Origin of the sequence: Synechococcus sp. PCC 7336 (assembly GCF_000332275.1) — a bacterium.
Classification (GTDB): Bacteria; Cyanobacteriota; Cyanobacteriia; order Thermostichales; family PCC-7336; genus PCC-7336.
Genome location: NZ_CM001776.1, coordinates 4,546,341 through 4,563,027, shown reverse-complemented (window position 1 = coordinate 4,563,027; position 16,687 = coordinate 4,546,341). Strand labels below are relative to the sequence as shown.

Below are 16,687 nucleotides of genomic sequence, written 5' to 3'. Positions count from 1 at the left end.
GCAAAACCCTGTGTATACGAGGTCAAGCAGTTCTAGGACAATCAGTATTTAAACCTGTAGGATGAGAAACACCAATGCAACTAGGAAACATCAAACTACCCACTGGAAAAGTCGATTGTTTTTGTCAAAAATGGCAGGTTACCGAGCTAGCCTTATTTGGCAATAACAGCTTAAAATTCAGGATTTCCCGAGAAGTTATCTATAATGCTGCAGACAGTTGAAATAAACTAAACCTCATCCATGTTGAGACCTGGAGTTTTCAGGCATTGCACTCGGCCCCCTAAATCCCCCACCAGTGGGGGACTTCCGAGGGTCCATTGGCTTTGTTCTCCAACTGTTCGTCACTGCGATCGCCTTCCCAGCCTCTCAACTCCAACGAGCACTGTACTCAAGTCCCCCAGAATGGGGGATTTAGGGGGCGAATGCAGCGATTAACTGCACCCGTGGGAGGAACTCAAAACTACGGGTTTCAAGCTAGATTCGGTTTATCTTTCTTGCCTGAAAATCTATTCCAGGATACCTGCTAACAGTTGCTCTCTTGACAATCCTCATTGCAATTTTAGCGCGACTTGCTCTACCCTCAGTGTCCTTCAAGCATCTTCGATCAACTGGAGATTTACTACATCTTTCAATTCAAATTAGCCTTCCTTTCAATGATTCCTCTAGACTTTATTTCTTTAAGTAAATCTAAGGCTTCATCATCATATTCCTCAGCAAGTCTTTCTAGGTCGTCAGCTGACTGTGAGACGATTTTTCTTAGTTTATTTGCCTTGTCTAGCTTTAAGTCAAAATCCTGGAGTGTTGATTCAATATCGACAAAAATTTCTTTATATTCATCAGGCGGATTCTTGACCCATGAATCAAATTCTTTGTTTCTCTCAACTAAAATTACGAAGGCATCTTTCCACGATTGCTTACGACGCATATCTAATTTTCTGAAATCCTGATACTTTGATTTTAGCTGATTCGTGCTTTCAACTTTTGCTAGTTTATAGACTTTTTGCTTTAGCTCAGCCATTTTCATTTTGGCTTGACCTCGATTATGCCTAACTTTAACTGTTTGCGAAGTCGAGCTAATTCTTCCTCAAGAGACTCTTTCTGCTCGATCGAACGATCTAACTTATTACGAAGCTCCTTGTTCTCAACTCTAGCTCTTTCAAGTTTCTCCTTATTTCTTTTTGCATGGGAAACTCTTCCACCTAATCTCTGATTGTTCCTGCCTAGCTCTTCCCTTCTTTTTACCTCACTCTCGTATTTCTTCTGTAGTTTATCAAATTCTTTCTCTAGCTCTTTATATGCGCCATCTTTTGCACTGTCCGATCTCAAAGCTTCATTTTCTGCCTCTAGAGCTAGAATACGATTTTCGAGCCTTCGTATCTCGCTGTCCTTTCCGAAGAGTTTCTCCTGTAGCTGTCTAATTAGTCTTCCAAGCCTGGACCTTTCTCTTTCAAGTTCATAGCAGGCATCTTCGAGTTGATTTGCTTTTTCTCTTAGGAGTCCCGATCTACGCTGCAATACTTGCGCAGTACATTGATATTTAATTACAGCAATGACCTGACTTCTTTCAGGTTCTTCTAAAATCTGCACTTCATTACTAACTCGTAACGAGTCATAGTTGGTGCATTCATGTCGAAGTTCTTGTGTAGGGATATGATCGGGTGCAGATATAAGAGGGGCATTCTTTAGCCTGACCCTCTTGTGCCAGTAATCAAATAATTCCTTGCTGTCGCTAATATCATTCATATCTAAAATGGCAATCTAATTGCATTATATTCGCGTATCACTCCACAACAGATCGATGTGAAATTATCTGTTGTTAGTAAGCCTCCCGAAACTATTGTGCCCTGAATCACACCCATTATAAAGACCCCCAGCCGTTAATGACTGGGGTCTAGCTGCAGTTCCGTACCGATCTATCGGTTATACTGAGCCGCAGAGGCTTACCGGAATTGGCTTACCATGAGCTGAAGCCGTACCGCTCCAGAATGACGCAATGCCTCAGGTTCGACAGCAGATTTCATCATTTCAGCTTCCCGCTCTCGCCCAACACCTAACCGAGACAACCTCCCTAGCATTAGCCCGCAGCATCGAACAACTGGAACTGCCAACCGCGCTACTGCCCGAGCCCATTCCCACAACGTTTGTGCGACGCGGTCGAGGCCCGCTGCCGATCCTGCTGCTGCACGGCTTCGATAGTTCTGTGTTTGAATTTCGGCGACTGTTGCCCCTGTTGGCCGATCGCACTCAAGTGTGGGCTGTAGATTTACTGGGGTTTGGCTTCACCGATCGCCCCCAATCCCTGGCCTTTACACCGCAAGAGATCCTGACGCACCTCTATCACTTTTGGCAAGAGGCGATCGGCCAGCCGATGGTATTGGTGGGCGCGTCGATGGGTGGGGCAGCGGCAATCGACTTTGCCCTGACCTATCCCGACTCAGTCCAACAGCTCGTGTTGCTGGATAGTGCTGGGTTTGCCAAGGGGGGCAGCGAAGCGAAGTTAATGGTGCCGCCGCTCGACTGGCTCGCTTCGGAAGTGTTGCGGAATGGTTGGGTGCGCGATCGCATTAGCAAACTGGCCTACCACGATCGCGCCTTTGCTTCTCGCGATGCAGCCATCTGTGCGGCCTTGCATCTAGAATGCGAAGGCTGGCGGCGGGCAACGATCGCCTTTGCCAAGAGTCGCGGCTATACGTTTTTAGCAGACCGCATTGCTCAACTCGAACCCGAAACGTTAATTATCTGGGGGGAAAACGATCGCATTTTGGGCAGGCAAGATGCGGCCAAGTTCGAACAGGCGATCGCCAACAGCAACCTGCAGTGGATTCCTGACTGCGGCCACGTCCCCCACTTGGAAAAGTCGCAGGAAACCGCCGAGTCTATCCTCGCGTTTGCGGGCTTGGCAGATTAGACAACAAAATCTAGCCCCACATCCAGCCAAGTGGCTTGCATGATGGTGGCGCTGGTGGAGACATAATCGACCCCCAATTCGGCGACGCTGCGAATGCGTTCGAGAGTGATGTTGCCCGAGGCTTCGGTTTTGGCTCGACCTGCCACAATCTCCAGGGCTCGGGCCATCGGCTCCAGCGGCATATTGTCGAGCATGACGATATCGGCTCCAGCGGCGATCGCTGCTTCCACTTGCTCTAACGTTTCAGTCTCGACTTCGATCGCGAGGGGGTAGGGGGCGCGTGCCCGCACGGCTCGGACTGCGGCAGCGATGCCTCCAGCGGCCAGGATGTGATTGTCTTTGAGCATGACGGCGTCATCTAAGCCGAAGCGATGATTGGTACCCCCTCCGACAGCAACGGCATATTTTTCTAAGTCCCGCAGCCCCGGTCGAGTTTTGCGGGTATCCACCAGTTGTGCGGGTAGATCGGCGATCGCCTCTACATACTGCCGTGTCAGCGTGGCAATCCCGCTCAAGTGTCCCAATTGATTGAGCGCCACCCGCTCCCCCATTAGCAAAATTGCGGCGGGCGCACTGACTCGGGCTAAGACGGTTCCCGCTTCGCAGGCAGTCCCTTCCTCCACCAACGCTTCCCATTCAATGGCGGGGACTTCGTATTCTTTGGCTACCTGTTGCCAGACCTTGCGAGTAATGGGGAGTCCGGCGACAAGGCCCGATCGCTTCAGACAAATGCGGGCGGTCCAGTGGGGGGATCGAGCGGGGTCGGGGAACAGGCTGAGGGTAGTGCGATCGCCCCGTCCCCAGTCTTCGCACAGCCAGTTGTGGATGAGGGAATTCAGGAGAGTAGGTGGCGGTAAGGGGACGGGCATGTTGGGCACGTAAAGACCGACTGGCAGACTAACGCGGGGCAGAGACGGAAGCGACCCATCGAACGGCAGTCCAATTTAGGTGATTAGTGAGGATATGATACCAGTTCTCGACTCTAGGCGTATGTCAAGATACGCATCAGAAGAGGGCATGAAATGGAGCTTATCGATCCCTGAGAAGTTCGTTAGCATGAAGGGGGGCAGCAGACTCGGCATTGCCTTCAAACGAGCCTCCCATCCCCCGATTGGAACCACTCACAGGGAGGGAACGGAGATCGTGGTTGGTAAATCTTCGCTTGCAAGGCAAGGGGAAGGGGACAACAATCGCGATGTGGCCAGCTATTGGTGGGATAGCCCCGCTGCGGCTTCGGTTGAGAAACCTCGCGAGCCCTATCTTACCGAGTCGAGACCTCTATTTATGCGGCTGTTAACAACATTACCGGAAGTGTTGTTTTTGCCCAGTACTCTGTCAACACCGATGGACAGTTTGCTGGGTCTGGGGCTGCGATCGCGAGCCTTTGTCCGCGAACCACTGGCGGAGTTACTGAAAGTAGCGTTTGCACTGCTGTTGTGGTCGGACGCGATCGAACAGTCCGCACTGCTGGATAGCACCACAACGGTGGCGAACTGAGATGCGATCGCCAATTTGGCAGATGGCCCTACCGAGAGCGTGCCACCGTTGTTTCGAGAGCTGACCGCTGCCCCCTTCAGCCAAGAGAGTGTGCTGAGTCACTGTTGAGTTGAGTCCGGTTCAAAACGATTGAAATTCGACCTTTTGCATTGCAAGGAGAAGTGGCATTCAGATATCGAGCAGGGAGAACGCCTAAATGACTACCGCGAAATTTGTCGATCGCATTGAAGCAGGCCAATTGCTAGCGGTGCGGCTGCAAGCTTATGCCAACCATCCCAATGCAATTGTGTTGGGCTTGCCTCGGGGGGGCGTGCCAGTGGCGTTTGAGATTGCAACAGCCTTACACCTGCCTTTAGATATCTGTTTGGCGCGCAAGCTGGGGGTGCCGGGGCAGGAAGAATTGGCGATGGGGGCGATCGCCCCTGGCGGCATCCAGTGGATTAATTGGGACTTAGTCAGTCAACTGGGCATTTCTGCAGCGGCAATTGAGCCCGTGTTGGAGCGGGAGCAGCAAGAACTCGCTCGCCGCGAGCAACTGTATCGGGGCAATCGACCCTTTCCCAACCTGACGGGCAAGACAGTCCTGTTAGTCGATGACGGCATTGCTACGGGGGCAACGTTCCAGGCGGCCATTGCCACATTGCGTCAGTACCATCCTCGCGAAATCATCGCTGCCGTGCCGGTGGCACCGCTAGACACCTGTCGGGAACTGCAGCGAGAGGTGGATCGATTAATTTGCTTGAGAACCCCCGAACCATTTTATGCTATCGGCCTGTGGTACGACCACTTCGATCAAACCTGCGATCGAGAAGTGCAGCAGTTACTCGAATGGGCGAATCAATCGTTGCCAGCCAGCGATCGCGTCGCGGTGAAGTCCCATGCCTGCAGCTATTAGGCGGATTGGAATCATAGCTTTTTAGGCGCTTGTAAGATACAAGGGTCTGATACAGCGCGATCGCAGTTTTCACTGGGGTTTGCCCGCACGCGCAGATTGAGGAATCCAGCCCATGCCCGCTACCCTTCCCCGTCTCGATCGCCTCCACATTGAAGTCACCAATGTCTGTAATTTCAAATGTGAATTTTGCCCCGATGCGATTATGGAGCGCAAGCGGGGGCACATGGACTTGGGGTTGTTAGAACGGCTGTTGGACGAAATTGCCGAGGGGCAACTGGCGAAGATCGTCACCTTTCACCTGATGGGGGAGCCCCTCATTTATCCCCATATCTTTGAGGCGATTGCCTTAGCCGTAGAACGCGAGCTGGAATTACACCTCACCACCAACGGCAGCACCTTTGCCATCCGTCCCGACCATGTGGAGCGCCTCGTCGCCTCCGGCATTCCTAAGGTCACCATCTCGCTGCAAACCCCCGATACCGAGACCTTTACCATTCGCGGTGCGCCCCCCCGCCTCCAGCCCGATCGCTACTTTGACGGCATCACTCAGTACGTCCAAACCAACCTTGCGGACCAGCATTCTAAAACGCGAGTCAATATCAAGTTTTTGGATTCCACCCCCCATCCGTTTTTAGTTCCCCACAAGCCGCTCAAAATTGTGGAAGGGCGAGAACACATGCAGGTGGAATTGAATCGATGGGCTGACATCCTGTTTGAGGGCTATCCCGATCCGCCCGATCGCCAGTGGATGGAGCAGCAGATTCGCCAGCACAAACCGGGACGCTGGCAGGTGGTGGAGTTACACCCCAAGTTAGGCTTGGAAACGTTCCCGCTGGATAGTTGGGGGAATGTGGAGTTGGGGGCTGCCGTGATTCCGGCGAAGTTTGGCACCTGTAATGGGGCGTCGAGTCAGGCGGGAGTGCTGTATGACGGAACGGTGGTGCCCTGTTGTAAGGATTATGAGGGGATAATTCCGCTGGGAACGGTGGTAGATCGGCCTCTGGCGGAAGTGTTGAACGATCGCCCTGCTTGTGCCTTGCGGCAGGGGTTCGATCGCCTGCAGGTGACAAATCCAGCCTGTCAGAGATGCATTGGGGCGGATACGCGGCAGAAGGCGGTGGCTCGGCAGTTGGCATCGATCGCCTACTTTAAGATCTATACCCCCCTGATGCGTCGCTTGCAGCCGGGGTGGGGAGAGGTTTGAGGACAAAAAAAATTACTATAGGAAAACGTTGGGGAGAACTCCGAACGACCTTCGCTGTGTGATGGGGATACTTCGTTGGCGATCGCTGGCATTCACTGCATCTTAGATTTATATGGCTGTCCGCCCGATCTACTCAATGATTTGGCCTTTGTGAAACAAACCCTCAAAGAAGCCGTCGCGCGATCGCAAGCCACCCTCATCCGAGACATCAACCATCAATTCGAGCCCTGCGGCATTACGGCGATCGCCTTACTGGCCGAATCTCACCTCTCCGTTCACACTTGGCCGGAAGAGGGGTATGTGGCGATTGATGCCTTTACCTGCGGCACCAGCGCTCAACCGGACGCCGCTTGCCAATACCTGATCTGCGCCTTTAAAGCCAGCAGTCACTCCTACCAAAGCATCGCCCGCCACATCCGCGCTACGCCGACGGCCGCCACCGCAGCTGCCAGCGATCGGAGGACCTCTCATGTCCGTTAAGCTTGCCCCCGCAACCTTCTGGCTCAACGACATCGCGAACGAGTGGGAGGTTCACCTGCACGGCATCAAGCGGCTGTTGCTGCACCGCACCACCGCCGTTCAAGACCTGCAAATTGTCGAGCACGGCACCTATGGTAAAACCCTGATTCTGGATGGGAAGCTGCAATCGACCGCCGCCGACGAGTTTATCTATCACGAAACCCTCGTGCATCCTGCCGCTGTTGCTTGCCAAACCCTCCGCAACGTACTGATCTTGGGGGGCGGCGAAGGGGCCACCGTGCGGGAGGTGTTGCGCTGGCAGTCCGTCGAACGAGTGGCGATGGTGGATATCGATGGCGAAGTGGTGGACGCCTGCCGGACGTATCTGCCAGAAATGCACGCCAATGCTTGGGACGATCCTCGGGTGGAAGTCATCATTGGCGACGCCCTCCAATACGTCGCCACAACCGACGAGCGTTGGGATTTGATTGTGGACGATCTGTCCGAACCGGTGGAATCTGGTCCGGCCGTCAAACTGTTCGTGCGGGAATTCTACGCACAAGTTCAAGCCATCCTCGCCCCCGATGGTGTCTTTGCGATGCAAGCGGGGTCCGCCTCCCCCGTCCAAATTGAATTGTTTGCTCGCACCCTCGCCACCCTCCGCAGCGTCTTTCCCTACACCCAAACGGCGATCGCCTACATTCCCAGCTTCACCGTCCCCTGGGGGTTCGTCCTAGCCTCAGCCAAACCATTTGACTCTCGTCCCGACCCCGCCGCGATCGATCGCCTGTTAGCTCAAAACAGCCACGGCGGTTTCCGGTTGATGGATGGAGAGACCCTCCTGGGTACGTTGCAGGTGCCGAAATATTTGCGAGCGGCGATCGCCGCCGAAAACCGTCCCTTTACCCTCGCCGATATCGACGACCTCAGCACAACGCTTTAGGAGTCGGTGACACGAGGAAACAGCCGATGCTAAACTACTAAAGCCTAATCGGTACGGCGGGCGTAGCCAAGTGGTTAAGGCATCGGATTGTGGTTCCGACATTCGTGGGTTCGATTCCCATCGTCCGCCCTTGTCTCAACTCGAATGCGAACTCGGCCTATTGCCTACCGTTGGCATGCCCATCTGAAGAGGATTGACTGTCAGAGTGAGAGGAAACCGAGCGTGATGCGAGCCATCAAATTTGGCGCAGTGATTTGCACCTTACTCTGTCTGTTGTTGGGGGGTGTGGTGGTGTTTATTTACGATGGCAATAACGAGCTCGGCCTCACGATTGGCTGGATTGCCTGCGGTTTTGGAGTAGCTGCTGTTATTTTTGGACTGACGACTCAGTTGCTCAGATGGAAGAAGAGATAGCCGGACATCTGTCAGGAGAGGGAGCGCTGCATGACCGTCGAACTGTATTATTGGACGACTCCAAACGGCCACAAAATTACGATTTTTCTGGAGGAGGCCGAAGTTCCCTACGAGATCGTCCCCGTCAATATCGGTCGGGGGGATCAGTTCGCACCCGAATTTCTCGCGATTTCCCCCAACAACCGAATTCCGGCGATCGTCGATCGCTCCCCCAGCGATGGCGGCGATCCCATTGCCCTGTTCGAGTCAGGCGCAATCTTGACCTACCTAGCTGAGAAAACGGGCCAGTTCCTGCCTGCCGATCTGCGCCAGCGCTACGAGGTGATGCAGTGGCTCTTTTGGCAAGTGGGTGGCTTGGGACCAATGCTGGGACAAAACCACCATTTCAGCCAGTATGCACCGGAGAAGATTCCCTACGCGATCGATCGCTACGTCCAAGAAACCACTCGTCTCTACAACGTCCTGAATACCCGGCTGGCCGAGCGCGAGTTTGTCGCAGGCGAGTACTCGATCGCCGATATGGCTGCCTATCCGTGGATTGTGCCCTACCGAAGTCAGGGGCAAGATTTGGCAGATGTTCCCAACCTCGAGCGCTGGTTTGAGGCGATCGCCGCCCGACCGGCAGTGCAGCGCGCTTATGCTAAGGCAAAGGAAATCAACAGCTCTAAAGGGATGAGCGCAGAGGCGAAGAAGATCCTGTTCGGTCAAACCCGGGCCGAGAAACCCAGTTAGGTTTTTGCCTCAGCCGATCCTGTTTCTTTCCCTGCGAACCTCGCTGCCGAAAGCGCGCTCGACGGCAAAAATCTCTTGTTTCGAGCCAACCCTAAGTCACCATAACCTTAGTTTGGCCGGGGCTGGAGATCTTGATGACCCCTCCCCAAGCACAATTGCAGACGGCGGTATTGGGTAAAGCGGGGAAGTTGTTGACCGTTACTTTGACCGCTCCTGGCTTCCAGGGACCGGTCGGCACGGGAATGCAGGGCATGGGGGTCAGCACCCCTAAGGCTGCAGCGGTTGCCGATGCCACCGTCGGATTGGCTAGGGACGTACAGGTTCCGAAGGGAAGAATATTTACGAGCGGGACAAAGTCCATGATGGTGGCTGCTGGTGGGGTGGGGGTGACCACTGGCGGACCCTTGGGAATCACGACTAGGCTGCTGGGGGCCGAGCCAAAGGGAATGCATTGCAGGGTTGCCCCCATGCAGGTTTGTATTGGCACGATCGAAATCCTCTTGGCAAATACAGCGGATTGCAAACGATTGAAATTGAGCAACTGACAGGGTAATGCCCTACTTTACTGCCTAACTTTCAACAGATCGGAGCTGCCCGTGCGCCAGCGATGTCTGATAGCGGACCGAAACCCAGTCGAGTTACATTTTGGGGGGGATTTTTTCTGATGGAATGCAGCTCAGACCTTACCAAACGTTAGCGATCGCCGCGATCGAGTCCAGTTGGGAGCACTGCGATCGCACCCTCGTTCAAATGGCGACGGGGTCCGGTAAGACGATTGTCTTCGCCCATCTGCTAAAGCAGCGCTTGCGGGGTCAGAGCAGGCAGGGGTTTGTCCTGGTTCACCGTCAAGAATTATTGCAACAGGCTGTTGCCAAAATTCAGCAGGTGTGGCCTCAAGTCGAGATTGGCATCGTGCAGCGGCAGCGGGAGGAGTTGGATAAGCAAGTGGTGGTGGCCAGTATTCCATCGCTGTATCGCCGACTCGATCGCATCGATCCCGCTGCGATCGGCTTAGTAGTGGTGGACGAAGCCCATCATGCCCCTGCCCGCAGTTGGCAACTGACGATCGATCGCCTCACCTCTGCGGGCGCGAAATGCCTGGGGGTGACCGCCACGCCCGAGCGGGATAAACGGGTGGGATTGGGGGAAGTGTTTGAGGAATTGTGTTTTACGCGATCGCTGCCCGACTTGATTCCCGACTATCTCTGCGATTTGCGGGCCGTGCGCTTGCAGACGGAGCTGGACTTAGATGGAGTGCGATCGCGACAGGGGGATTTTGTGGTGGGGGAGTTGGAGAAAGCGGTTAACACTAGCGCTCGCAACCAGTCGATCGTGGAAGGGTGGATGCGCTATGGAGAGGGGCGGCAGGCGGTGGTGTATTGCGTCTCGGTGCAACATGCGCTGCAGGTGGCAGAAACCTTTCGGCAATTTGGGATTGCGGCGGCAACGGTGAGCGGGCGGCAGTCGAGGGGCGATCGACAGGCGGCGATCGCGCAGTTTCAAGCGGGGCAATTGCCAATTCTGACCAATTGTCTCGTCCTGACAGAAGGGTGGGATTATCCACATCTGCAGTGTTTAATTATGGCCCGTCCCACCCAGTCTTCCCTGCTGTTTACCCAAACACTGGGGCGCGGGACTCGCAAAGCTGACGGCAAAACTGACTGTCTGATTATCGATATTGCGGACAACACGAGGCGGCACAACATCCAAACGGTTCACAAACTATTTGGCTTGGCAGCCCGAACCGATTTATCGCAGGTGGGCGTCTGTCAGCGGGTGAAAGAAAAAGAGCGAGCGGAGATCGAGCGCTTGCAGCGAGAAGCAAATTTGCTGCATCGGATGGATGTGGAGATTGTAGATTTGCTCCTGTCGGCGGAGGCCACATTGCCCGGTCGGTTCGAGTGGACGCCTCTGGCGAAAGGCAGTTGGTTTCTCAAAATTCCCGAGCAGGAACCCAAATATGGTGGCGACCTGCTGCAAATTCATTACACTGCCGATACGGGAGCGAGTCTAGTTCACGTCAGCAAATACAAGCTGAAAGAACTGGCAGCAGCCCCCGCCTTGCAACATCTGGTTGAAATTGCCGATGCCTGGATCGATCGCCATTTGCGATTTGCGACAATATTGCTAGACCGAGCTGCAGATTGGCGCGATCGTCCTGCTACCGAAATGCAACAAAGCTATATTCGCAGCCTCCTGCGTCGCATCGAACCCGACGAACCAGAGTTGTATCGGCAGGTGATGGAACAGCTCCAACACATTGAATCGGCTGAAGCTTTACGGGAGTTTTACGACGCTCAGGGGGTGGAGATTCCCGCCAATATTGCCAGCCGCCGCCTGACGAGAGGATTGGCCAGTCAGCTGATTTCGTTTCTGAAGCAAAAAATGAGCTGAATCTAATCGATGGGCGAATGCTGCAATTTCAGGTTAAAACAGCATCGTTCAGAGTAGATAGGAAAACCGCAGCATGAATCTCATCCAACGCCTCATGGGTCAGAAACCCGACAATATCCACGCCAACGTCGAAATCTACACGTGGCAAACCTGTCCCTACTGCATCCGAGCCAAGCTGCTGCTGTGGCTCAAAGGGGTTGACTACACCGAATACAAAATTGATGGCGACGAAGCCGCCCGCACGAAGATGGCCGAGCGCGCCAACGGACGCCGCACCGTCCCCCAAATCTTCATCAACAATCGACACATTGGCGGCTGCGACGACCTGCACAGCCTGAATGCCCAGAAACAACTGGATTCACTATTGCAGCAGGCTGTCAGCTAAGCGATCGCGCCTGCTGGAAATCGCTACAGCTTGGTCCCGCAATCGACACAAAAGTTGTGGCTGGCGGGGTTCTTGGCATTGCAACTGGGGCAGTAGATCAGCTCTGCTGCCCGTTCTAGCTTGCGATCGGGAATGCCCAGCATGTTGGCATTGGACCGACCCGGAGCCACCATCGGATAGCAATTTTCCTCGCGATGTACGCGAAAATCTGCCAAAACCGGGCCTTCTGCCCGCACAAACTCCTGCATCGCATCTTCCAACTGGTCGGGATGGTCGGCCATAATGCCCTTCACCCCAAAGGCCTCGGCCAGCTTGACAAAATCGGGCATTCCAGCGGCCATGTTGGAGTGGGAATAGCGCTGGCCGTAGAAACTCTCCTGCCACTGGCGCACCATCCCCTGCCACTGGTTGTTGATAATGGCAACCTTGGCGCCAATGCCGTATTGAGCTGCTGTCCCCAACTCCTGTAGGTTCATCTGGAAGCTGGCATCGCCACTGATGCAAATTACCTCTTCCTCCGGCAGTGCCACCTTCACCCCCAGCGCTGCAGGGTAGCCGTAGCCCATCGTGCCCAATCCCGCACTCGAGATCCACTGACGCGGCCCGTTGCGCAAAAATTGAGCGGCCCACATTTGGTGTTGGCCCACATCGGTGGTGTAGTAAGCAGTGGGGGCATGGCGGCGGAAGGCGTCGATGACTTGTTGGGGGGAAAGCATTCCTTCGTAGGTGGGAACCACCAGAGGATAGTCGGCTTTCCAGCGATCGATTCGATCGAGCCAAGCACGAGTTTTCTGCTGGGGCACAGTCATCTTATTGAGTTGAGCCAGCAGGTCAATTAAGACCGTCCGCACATCTCCGACAATGGGAATCTCCGGGCCGCGATTTTTGCCCACTTCAGCGGGATCGATGTCGATGTGAATCACCTTGGCGCGGGAGGCAAATTCCTCCAACTTGCCAGTGACGCGATCGTCAAACCGCGCTCCTACGGCCACCAGGAGATCGCATTCGGCGACCGTGTAGTTGGCGTAGGCAGTGCCGTGCATGCCCAACATACCCACCGACAGAGGATGGTTCTCATCGAAGGCCCCTTTGCCCATCAGGGTGGTGGTGACGGGAATTTGGAGCAGTTCTGCCAGTTGGTGCAATTCCTGGTGAGCGCCCGAGGTGATGGCACCGCCACCGGCGTAGAGTAACGGCTGCTGAGCGGCCAATAGAGCTTTGGCGGCAGCGTGGATCTGGCGAGGATTGCCTCGGACATTGGGCTTGTAACCCGGCAGGCGGATGCCACTGACAGGGGTGTAGTCAAATTCTTCCAGACCGACATCTTTAGGCACGTCGATCAGAACGGGACCGGGTCGTCCGGTTTGGGCGATGTGGAACGCTTCGGCAACGATGCGGCTGATGTCGTTTAGATCGCGGATGACATAGGAATGCTTGACCGCAGGCAGGGTAATGCCAAAGGTATCGGTCTCTTGGAAAGCGTCGGTGCCGATGGCGTGGCGAGGCACTTGGCCGGTAATGGCCACCATCGGGATCGAGTCCATGTAGGCCGTAGCGAGCCCGGTGACGAGGTTGGTGGCTCCGGGACCGGAGGTTGCAAAACACACTCCCACTTTGCCAGTAGCGCGGGCGTAGCCGTCGGCAGCGTGACTGGCCCCTTGCTCGTGGCGGACGAGGAAATGTTGGATATCTCCCTCGGCTTCAGCCTTATAGAGTTCGTCGTAGATGGGCAGAATAGCCCCACCGGGGTAGCCGAAAATATGCTTTACTCCCTGGCGGCGCAGACTATCGACCAGCGCGTATCCACCTGTTGCCACGAGTAGTCTCCAGCGTTGATGCAAATGTTAGCGAGGGGGTCGATCGCCTCAGTCAGTGTTCCATTCAGAACCAGTATCTTAGAGAACAAACCAGTGTCTGAGAAAACACTGTCTAAATACCGCGATCGAACTCAGCAAGAATTTATTGAGCTCTTAGTCTAACAGGTTTTCTCGATTCTGTAGTTATCAATACCTGAAATAATTTCATTTTCTTGCGATTGATGACAAATGGAGGCAGACTCTCACCTCCGTCGGTCTCGAGACTTCGCGGACGACCAGTCTGGAGTGTGTCGCACGGGCGATCGCCAGCGCTTCCAGCTAGAGCCCGTCCAATCGCTGAGGGAATGACTCATGGCCCCAATTTCGAGGCCGATCGCTACCCCCGCGAGCACACAGCTGTTAGGATATCCCGAGTCTCCTGCAGGAGATTGTGCCCAAGCCCAGCCCTGCTGCAGCCAATTTAGGGGTTGCCAGGGCCACCCGTGCAAGCGATGTCCTAAATACAGAATGCCGAGGACGGGCAGAGCGAGCCAGAGGGCTAGGTAAACAATCCGAATCCCGGTACCGAGAATGGGGCCGTGGGACCAAACCGAGCGGTGTTTGCACAGGCGGCGGTAGGGCAGCCAAATCCAGCGGAGCCACAGCCAACGCTGGTATTGATGCGATCGCGTATCCAGATCGCCACTGAACATCAAGCCGGAGAAGAGAAAGGCTGCCCCCACGGCTAAGGCGATCGCCGCGCTGCCAGAAAGCAATCCTGCCACCAGGGTGACGGCAGGCAGGCTCCAGAGGGTAATGCGATCGTGGGTGCGACCGGAGGGCATTCATCACAGGGGGTTCACCTGAGCCCGAACTTAGCCAAAATTGGCACAGTTGGCGAGCGCGGGAGCAATCCAGTTCGAGGTGTGGGCGATCGCCGCCAAGTCGAGCTCCCGCTCTAACAAACAGGCGTGGCCGCTCTTTGGCAGCACTTCCAGCGTGGCGTTGGGCAGGCGTCGGGCGAGTTTGCGAGCCTCTTTGACTGAGGGCAAAATGCGATCGCGCTGACTGGCCAGCAGCAGGGTGGGACACTCAAACTGCTCTAGCGGCAATGTCTGCGCATCGAACTGTTGCAAGAGGTGCAATCGTTCCAGCACTGCTTTCTTATTAACCGATCGCATGGCCTGTAAAAAGCGCTGGCGGTCTTCCTGTTGCAAGCGAGGAATTTCAGCCAACCAGTGGAGTCCCTTTTCCATCAGGGCGTTCAAGATCGTTTCGGGGACCGTTCGCAGCAGGTGGCAAGCAGTCCACATCAGGGCGTTGTGACGAAAGGCAGAGGCCGAATTGATCGCAATCAAACCAGCCACGCGATCGGGGTATTGAGCCGCCACTTGTAACGCCAGACAGCCCCCAAACGATTCGCCGCAGAGAATCGCGGGACCGTCGGCGAGATGGCGATCGCGCACTGATTCGGCGAGATGGAACCAACTGCGAACGGGGGAGGCATTAAAACTGAAATTGCGAATCTCAAACTGGGAGGCCAACTGTCGAGCTTGCCGATAAAACAGATCCCCAGTGCCGTCCATGCCGGGTAAGTACACCAGTGGAGGGCGATCGCGGCGGCGATCGGGTAGGGCAGTAGGGGATTGAATCATGCAGGTTATGGGTCGAGAAGTTGTTGGATAGAGGTTTGAGCGCGGCCGACGAGGCAATCGATCGCGTCGTTGGCCTGAGGACCGCGAGCCTGCTGGCGATCGGCAGCATCGATCCAGATGGGAGGAGCAATGGCTACATCGACTTCTCGGTATAGCACGACTGGGTGACCCTGGCGGGTTTGAAAGATGGGTTCTTCAGGGTCGAACCAGCGAAACAGGAACATGGGTAAGTCGGGGGCGGAGATTTCGCGGCGGACGCGGATGGCCAGGGGCAGAATGGCCAGGGGGGTAGCTCGCGATCGCAGGGCGAGATGGGCAAACCCCCGCTGAAACGGAGCCATTTGATGGGGCTGACTGCGGCGGGTCATATGTTCGCCCCCTTCGGGGAACAGCCCCACGGCACTGCCGCTATGGAGGTGGCGAGCCGCTTGACGGAAAAATCGAGTTTGGCAGCTGCGCCCTTGCTCTAGGGGAATGCAGCCCATGCGATCGATCGCCTGCCGCAGTCCGGGCACTTGGGTCATGAAGTAATGACAGGCAAAGTGAACGTCCTGCTGCAGGGCAGCCATCACCACAAGGGGGTCCATAAAGCTGCGGTGATTGCTAATGGCAACGATCGCCCCCGACGGAATGCGATCGCGTCCGCTGACAGTCAGTTGGGTTTGGCTGAGGGCCAAACTGGTTTCCGCTAATTGCAGGGGAGAGGGTTGCAGGACAGAGACGAGCACAGTGGAATGGGATGGGGGTGGAGGGTTCGGTCGCAGCAGTTCTCCTCTATCTTAAGAAACTTTGCGCGGGGGTAGGGTAATGATACCCAGTGGGAGTCGGACCATGGAGCCATTGAAAGTTAATTTTTTCCGTCACGGGATTGCCGTCGATCGCTCTCCAGACCGCAAAGAATTCGAGCGCGAGTTGACGCCGAAGGGACGCGATCGCACTGCCCAAATCGCCCGCTGGCTCTACGACCGAGGAGATCGGTGGGATGCCCTGCTCTCCAGTCCGTTGCTGCGGGCCAAACAGACAGCGCAGATCTTGGTAGAAGCACAGTTAGCTGCCGATGTGGAACGGTTCGAGGCGCTGGCTCCAGGGGGAGAGTTTTCGGACTTGGCGGCTTGGGGGCGATCGCATGCCGAGACAACAGCGATCGGAGTGGTGGGACACCAGCCCAATTTGTCCAACTGGATTGAACTTGCTGTTTGGGGGCAGGCCAGTGGCAGTATTCAGCTCAAAAAAGCAGGTCTGGCTTGTGTCGAGTTTCCGGGGGGGCGCATTCGACTCGGTGCAGGGGTATTGCTGGAATTGCTAACGCCCAAATCGATGCTGGGAACGCAACTAAGAGCTCGAGATCGATGAAGATAGGGATGGGAGGAGATGCTTGGCGTCCAGTTCAAACGCAATAATGGTT

At 55.3% G+C, this 16,687-nt stretch carries 19 protein-coding genes and 1 tRNA gene; 12 read left to right on the top strand and 8 right to left on the bottom strand.

Annotated features, from left to right (window positions below; genetic code table 11):
* Positions 1-628 precede the first annotated feature (628 nt).
* Positions 629-1,024, bottom strand: a complete 396-nt coding sequence (locus SYN7336_RS21610; protein WP_017328036.1) for a hypothetical protein — start codon at positions 1,022-1,024, stop codon at positions 629-631.
* The gene (locus SYN7336_RS21605; protein ID WP_017328035.1) at positions 1,021-1,743 is read right to left on the bottom strand and encodes a hypothetical protein; all 723 of its coding nucleotides are present in this window, start codon (positions 1,741-1,743) and stop codon (positions 1,021-1,023) included. Before SYN7336_RS21605 ends, SYN7336_RS21610 begins: the two co-directional genes overlap by 4 nt.
* A 250-nt stretch (positions 1,744-1,993) precedes the next feature.
* On the opposite strand from SYN7336_RS21605, the gene SYN7336_RS21600 reads away from it, so the two are divergent.
* Positions 1,994-2,908, top strand: a complete 915-nt coding sequence (locus tag SYN7336_RS21600) for an alpha/beta fold hydrolase (RefSeq protein ID WP_017328034.1) — start codon at positions 1,994-1,996, stop codon at positions 2,906-2,908.
* Here SYN7336_RS21600 and nadC read toward each other — a convergent pair.
* Positions 2,905-3,777, bottom strand: a complete 873-nt coding sequence (nadC, locus tag SYN7336_RS21595; RefSeq protein WP_017328033.1) for a carboxylating nicotinate-nucleotide diphosphorylase — start codon at positions 3,775-3,777, stop codon at positions 2,905-2,907. The genes SYN7336_RS21600 and nadC overlap by 4 nt on opposite strands.
* Before the next feature lie 274 nt (positions 3,778-4,051).
* Here nadC and SYN7336_RS21590 point away from each other — a divergent pair, with 274 nt between their 5' ends.
* The 8 genes from SYN7336_RS21590 to SYN7336_RS21555 all read left to right on the top strand — a co-directional run bounded on the left by SYN7336_RS21590 (position 4,052) and on the right by SYN7336_RS21555 (position 9,052).
* On the top strand, positions 4,052-4,405 hold the full coding sequence (locus SYN7336_RS21590) for a hypothetical protein (protein WP_156820273.1): 354 nt from the start codon (positions 4,052-4,054) through the stop codon (positions 4,403-4,405).
* A 196-nt stretch (positions 4,406-4,601) separates the two neighbouring features.
* Positions 4,602-5,300: a phosphoribosyltransferase gene (locus SYN7336_RS21585; protein ID WP_017328031.1), complete on the top strand. Its 699-nt coding sequence runs from the start codon at positions 4,602-4,604 to the stop codon at positions 5,298-5,300.
* Between the two features lie 112 nt (positions 5,301-5,412).
* Positions 5,413-6,504 (top strand): radical SAM/SPASM domain-containing protein, encoded by a 1,092-nt coding sequence (locus tag SYN7336_RS21580; RefSeq protein WP_017328030.1) that lies wholly within the window; start codon positions 5,413-5,415, stop codon positions 6,502-6,504.
* Positions 6,505-6,579: 75 nt separating this feature from the next.
* Complete coding sequence (gene speD, locus SYN7336_RS21575) at positions 6,580-6,984, top strand: adenosylmethionine decarboxylase (RefSeq protein ID WP_017328029.1); 405 nt, start codon at positions 6,580-6,582, stop codon at positions 6,982-6,984.
* A complete protein-coding gene (locus tag SYN7336_RS21570; RefSeq protein WP_017328028.1) occupies positions 6,974-7,906 on the top strand; it encodes a hypothetical protein in 933 nt (310 codons plus the stop codon). Before speD ends, SYN7336_RS21570 begins: the two co-directional genes overlap by 11 nt.
* Positions 7,907-7,962: 56 nt before the next feature.
* Positions 7,963-8,035 (top strand) — tRNA-His (locus tag SYN7336_RS21565).
* A 93-nt stretch (positions 8,036-8,128) separates the two neighbouring features.
* Positions 8,129-8,320 (top strand): hypothetical protein, encoded by a 192-nt coding sequence (locus tag SYN7336_RS21560; RefSeq protein WP_227498558.1) that lies wholly within the window; start codon positions 8,129-8,131, stop codon positions 8,318-8,320.
* A gap of 30 nt (positions 8,321-8,350) precedes the next feature.
* Complete coding sequence (locus tag SYN7336_RS21555) at positions 8,351-9,052, top strand: glutathione S-transferase N-terminal domain-containing protein (RefSeq protein ID WP_017328026.1); 702 nt, start codon at positions 8,351-8,353, stop codon at positions 9,050-9,052.
* A 91-nt stretch (positions 9,053-9,143) separates the two neighbouring features.
* Here the strand turns inward: SYN7336_RS21555 and SYN7336_RS29340 are convergent, their stop codons facing one another.
* The gene (locus SYN7336_RS29340; protein ID WP_071590915.1) at positions 9,144-9,539 is read right to left on the bottom strand and encodes a DUF4280 domain-containing protein; all 396 of its coding nucleotides are present in this window, start codon (positions 9,537-9,539) and stop codon (positions 9,144-9,146) included.
* 182 nt (positions 9,540-9,721) lie between these two features.
* On the opposite strand from SYN7336_RS29340, the gene SYN7336_RS28400 reads away from it, so the two are divergent.
* Together SYN7336_RS28400 and grxC are read left to right on the top strand one after the other, a co-directional pair.
* Positions 9,722-11,446, top strand: coding sequence for a DEAD/DEAH box helicase (locus SYN7336_RS28400; protein WP_017328024.1), 1,725 nt, complete (start codon positions 9,722-9,724; stop codon positions 11,444-11,446).
* A gap of 73 nt (positions 11,447-11,519) precedes the next feature.
* Positions 11,520-11,831, top strand: coding sequence for a glutaredoxin 3 (gene grxC, locus SYN7336_RS21540; RefSeq protein WP_017328023.1), 312 nt, complete (start codon positions 11,520-11,522; stop codon positions 11,829-11,831).
* A gap of 23 nt (positions 11,832-11,854) precedes the next feature.
* On the opposite strand, the gene ilvB is transcribed toward grxC, so the two are convergent.
* The 4 genes from ilvB to SYN7336_RS27210 form a co-directional block, all read right to left on the bottom strand.
* Positions 11,855-13,648 carry a biosynthetic-type acetolactate synthase large subunit gene (ilvB, locus tag SYN7336_RS21535; RefSeq protein WP_038026172.1) on the bottom strand — a complete coding sequence of 598 codons (1,794 nt, stop codon included), beginning with the start codon at positions 13,646-13,648 and terminating at the stop codon, positions 11,855-11,857.
* A 242-nt stretch (positions 13,649-13,890) separates the two neighbouring features.
* Positions 13,891-14,472 carry a metal-binding protein gene (locus SYN7336_RS21530; RefSeq protein ID WP_017328021.1) on the bottom strand — a complete coding sequence of 194 codons (582 nt, stop codon included), beginning with the start codon at positions 14,470-14,472 and terminating at the stop codon, positions 13,891-13,893.
* Between the two features lie 30 nt (positions 14,473-14,502).
* Positions 14,503-15,282, bottom strand: a complete 780-nt coding sequence (locus SYN7336_RS27215) for an alpha/beta fold hydrolase (protein ID WP_017328020.1) — start codon at positions 15,280-15,282, stop codon at positions 14,503-14,505.
* A gap of 5 nt (positions 15,283-15,287) precedes the next feature.
* Positions 15,288-16,010 (bottom strand): 1-acyl-sn-glycerol-3-phosphate acyltransferase, encoded by a 723-nt coding sequence (locus SYN7336_RS27210; RefSeq protein WP_017328019.1) that lies wholly within the window; start codon positions 16,008-16,010, stop codon positions 15,288-15,290.
* Between the two features lie 103 nt (positions 16,011-16,113).
* On the opposite strand from SYN7336_RS27210, the gene sixA reads away from it, so the two are divergent.
* On the top strand, positions 16,114-16,635 hold the full coding sequence (gene sixA, locus SYN7336_RS21515) for a phosphohistidine phosphatase SixA (RefSeq protein ID WP_017328018.1): 522 nt from the start codon (positions 16,114-16,116) through the stop codon (positions 16,633-16,635).
* Positions 16,636-16,687 lie beyond the last annotated feature (52 nt).

What these genes read in the sequence shown, in the direction of transcription:
- SYN7336_RS27215 (WP_017328020.1), bottom strand. Translation starts at nt 15,282, where the DNA reads ATGATTCAATCCCCTACTGCCCTACCCGATCGCCGCCGCGATCGCCCT.
- SYN7336_RS21585 (WP_017328031.1), top strand. Translation starts at nt 4,602, where the DNA reads ATGACTACCGCGAAATTTGTCGATCGCATTGAAGCAGGCCAATTGCTA.
- SYN7336_RS28400 (WP_017328024.1), top strand. Translation starts at nt 9,722, where the DNA reads ATGCAGCTCAGACCTTACCAAACGTTAGCGATCGCCGCGATCGAGTCC.
- SYN7336_RS21580 (WP_017328030.1), top strand. Translation starts at nt 5,413, where the DNA reads ATGCCCGCTACCCTTCCCCGTCTCGATCGCCTCCACATTGAAGTCACC.
- SYN7336_RS21610 (WP_017328036.1), bottom strand. Translation starts at nt 1,024, where the DNA reads ATGAAAATGGCTGAGCTAAAGCAAAAAGTCTATAAACTAGCAAAAGTT.
- sixA (WP_017328018.1), top strand. Translation starts at nt 16,114, where the DNA reads ATGGAGCCATTGAAAGTTAATTTTTTCCGTCACGGGATTGCCGTCGAT.
- SYN7336_RS21570 (WP_017328028.1), top strand. Translation starts at nt 6,974, where the DNA reads ATGTCCGTTAAGCTTGCCCCCGCAACCTTCTGGCTCAACGACATCGCG.
- SYN7336_RS21605 (WP_017328035.1), bottom strand. Translation starts at nt 1,743, where the DNA reads ATGAATGATATTAGCGACAGCAAGGAATTATTTGATTACTGGCACAAG.
- SYN7336_RS21600 (WP_017328034.1), top strand. Translation starts at nt 1,994, where the DNA reads ATGCCTCAGGTTCGACAGCAGATTTCATCATTTCAGCTTCCCGCTCTC.
- SYN7336_RS21555 (WP_017328026.1), top strand. Translation starts at nt 8,351, where the DNA reads ATGACCGTCGAACTGTATTATTGGACGACTCCAAACGGCCACAAAATT.
- grxC (WP_017328023.1), top strand. Translation starts at nt 11,520, where the DNA reads ATGAATCTCATCCAACGCCTCATGGGTCAGAAACCCGACAATATCCAC.
- SYN7336_RS21530 (WP_017328021.1), bottom strand. Translation starts at nt 14,472, where the DNA reads ATGCCCTCCGGTCGCACCCACGATCGCATTACCCTCTGGAGCCTGCCT.
- nadC (WP_017328033.1), bottom strand. Translation starts at nt 3,777, where the DNA reads ATGCCCGTCCCCTTACCGCCACCTACTCTCCTGAATTCCCTCATCCAC.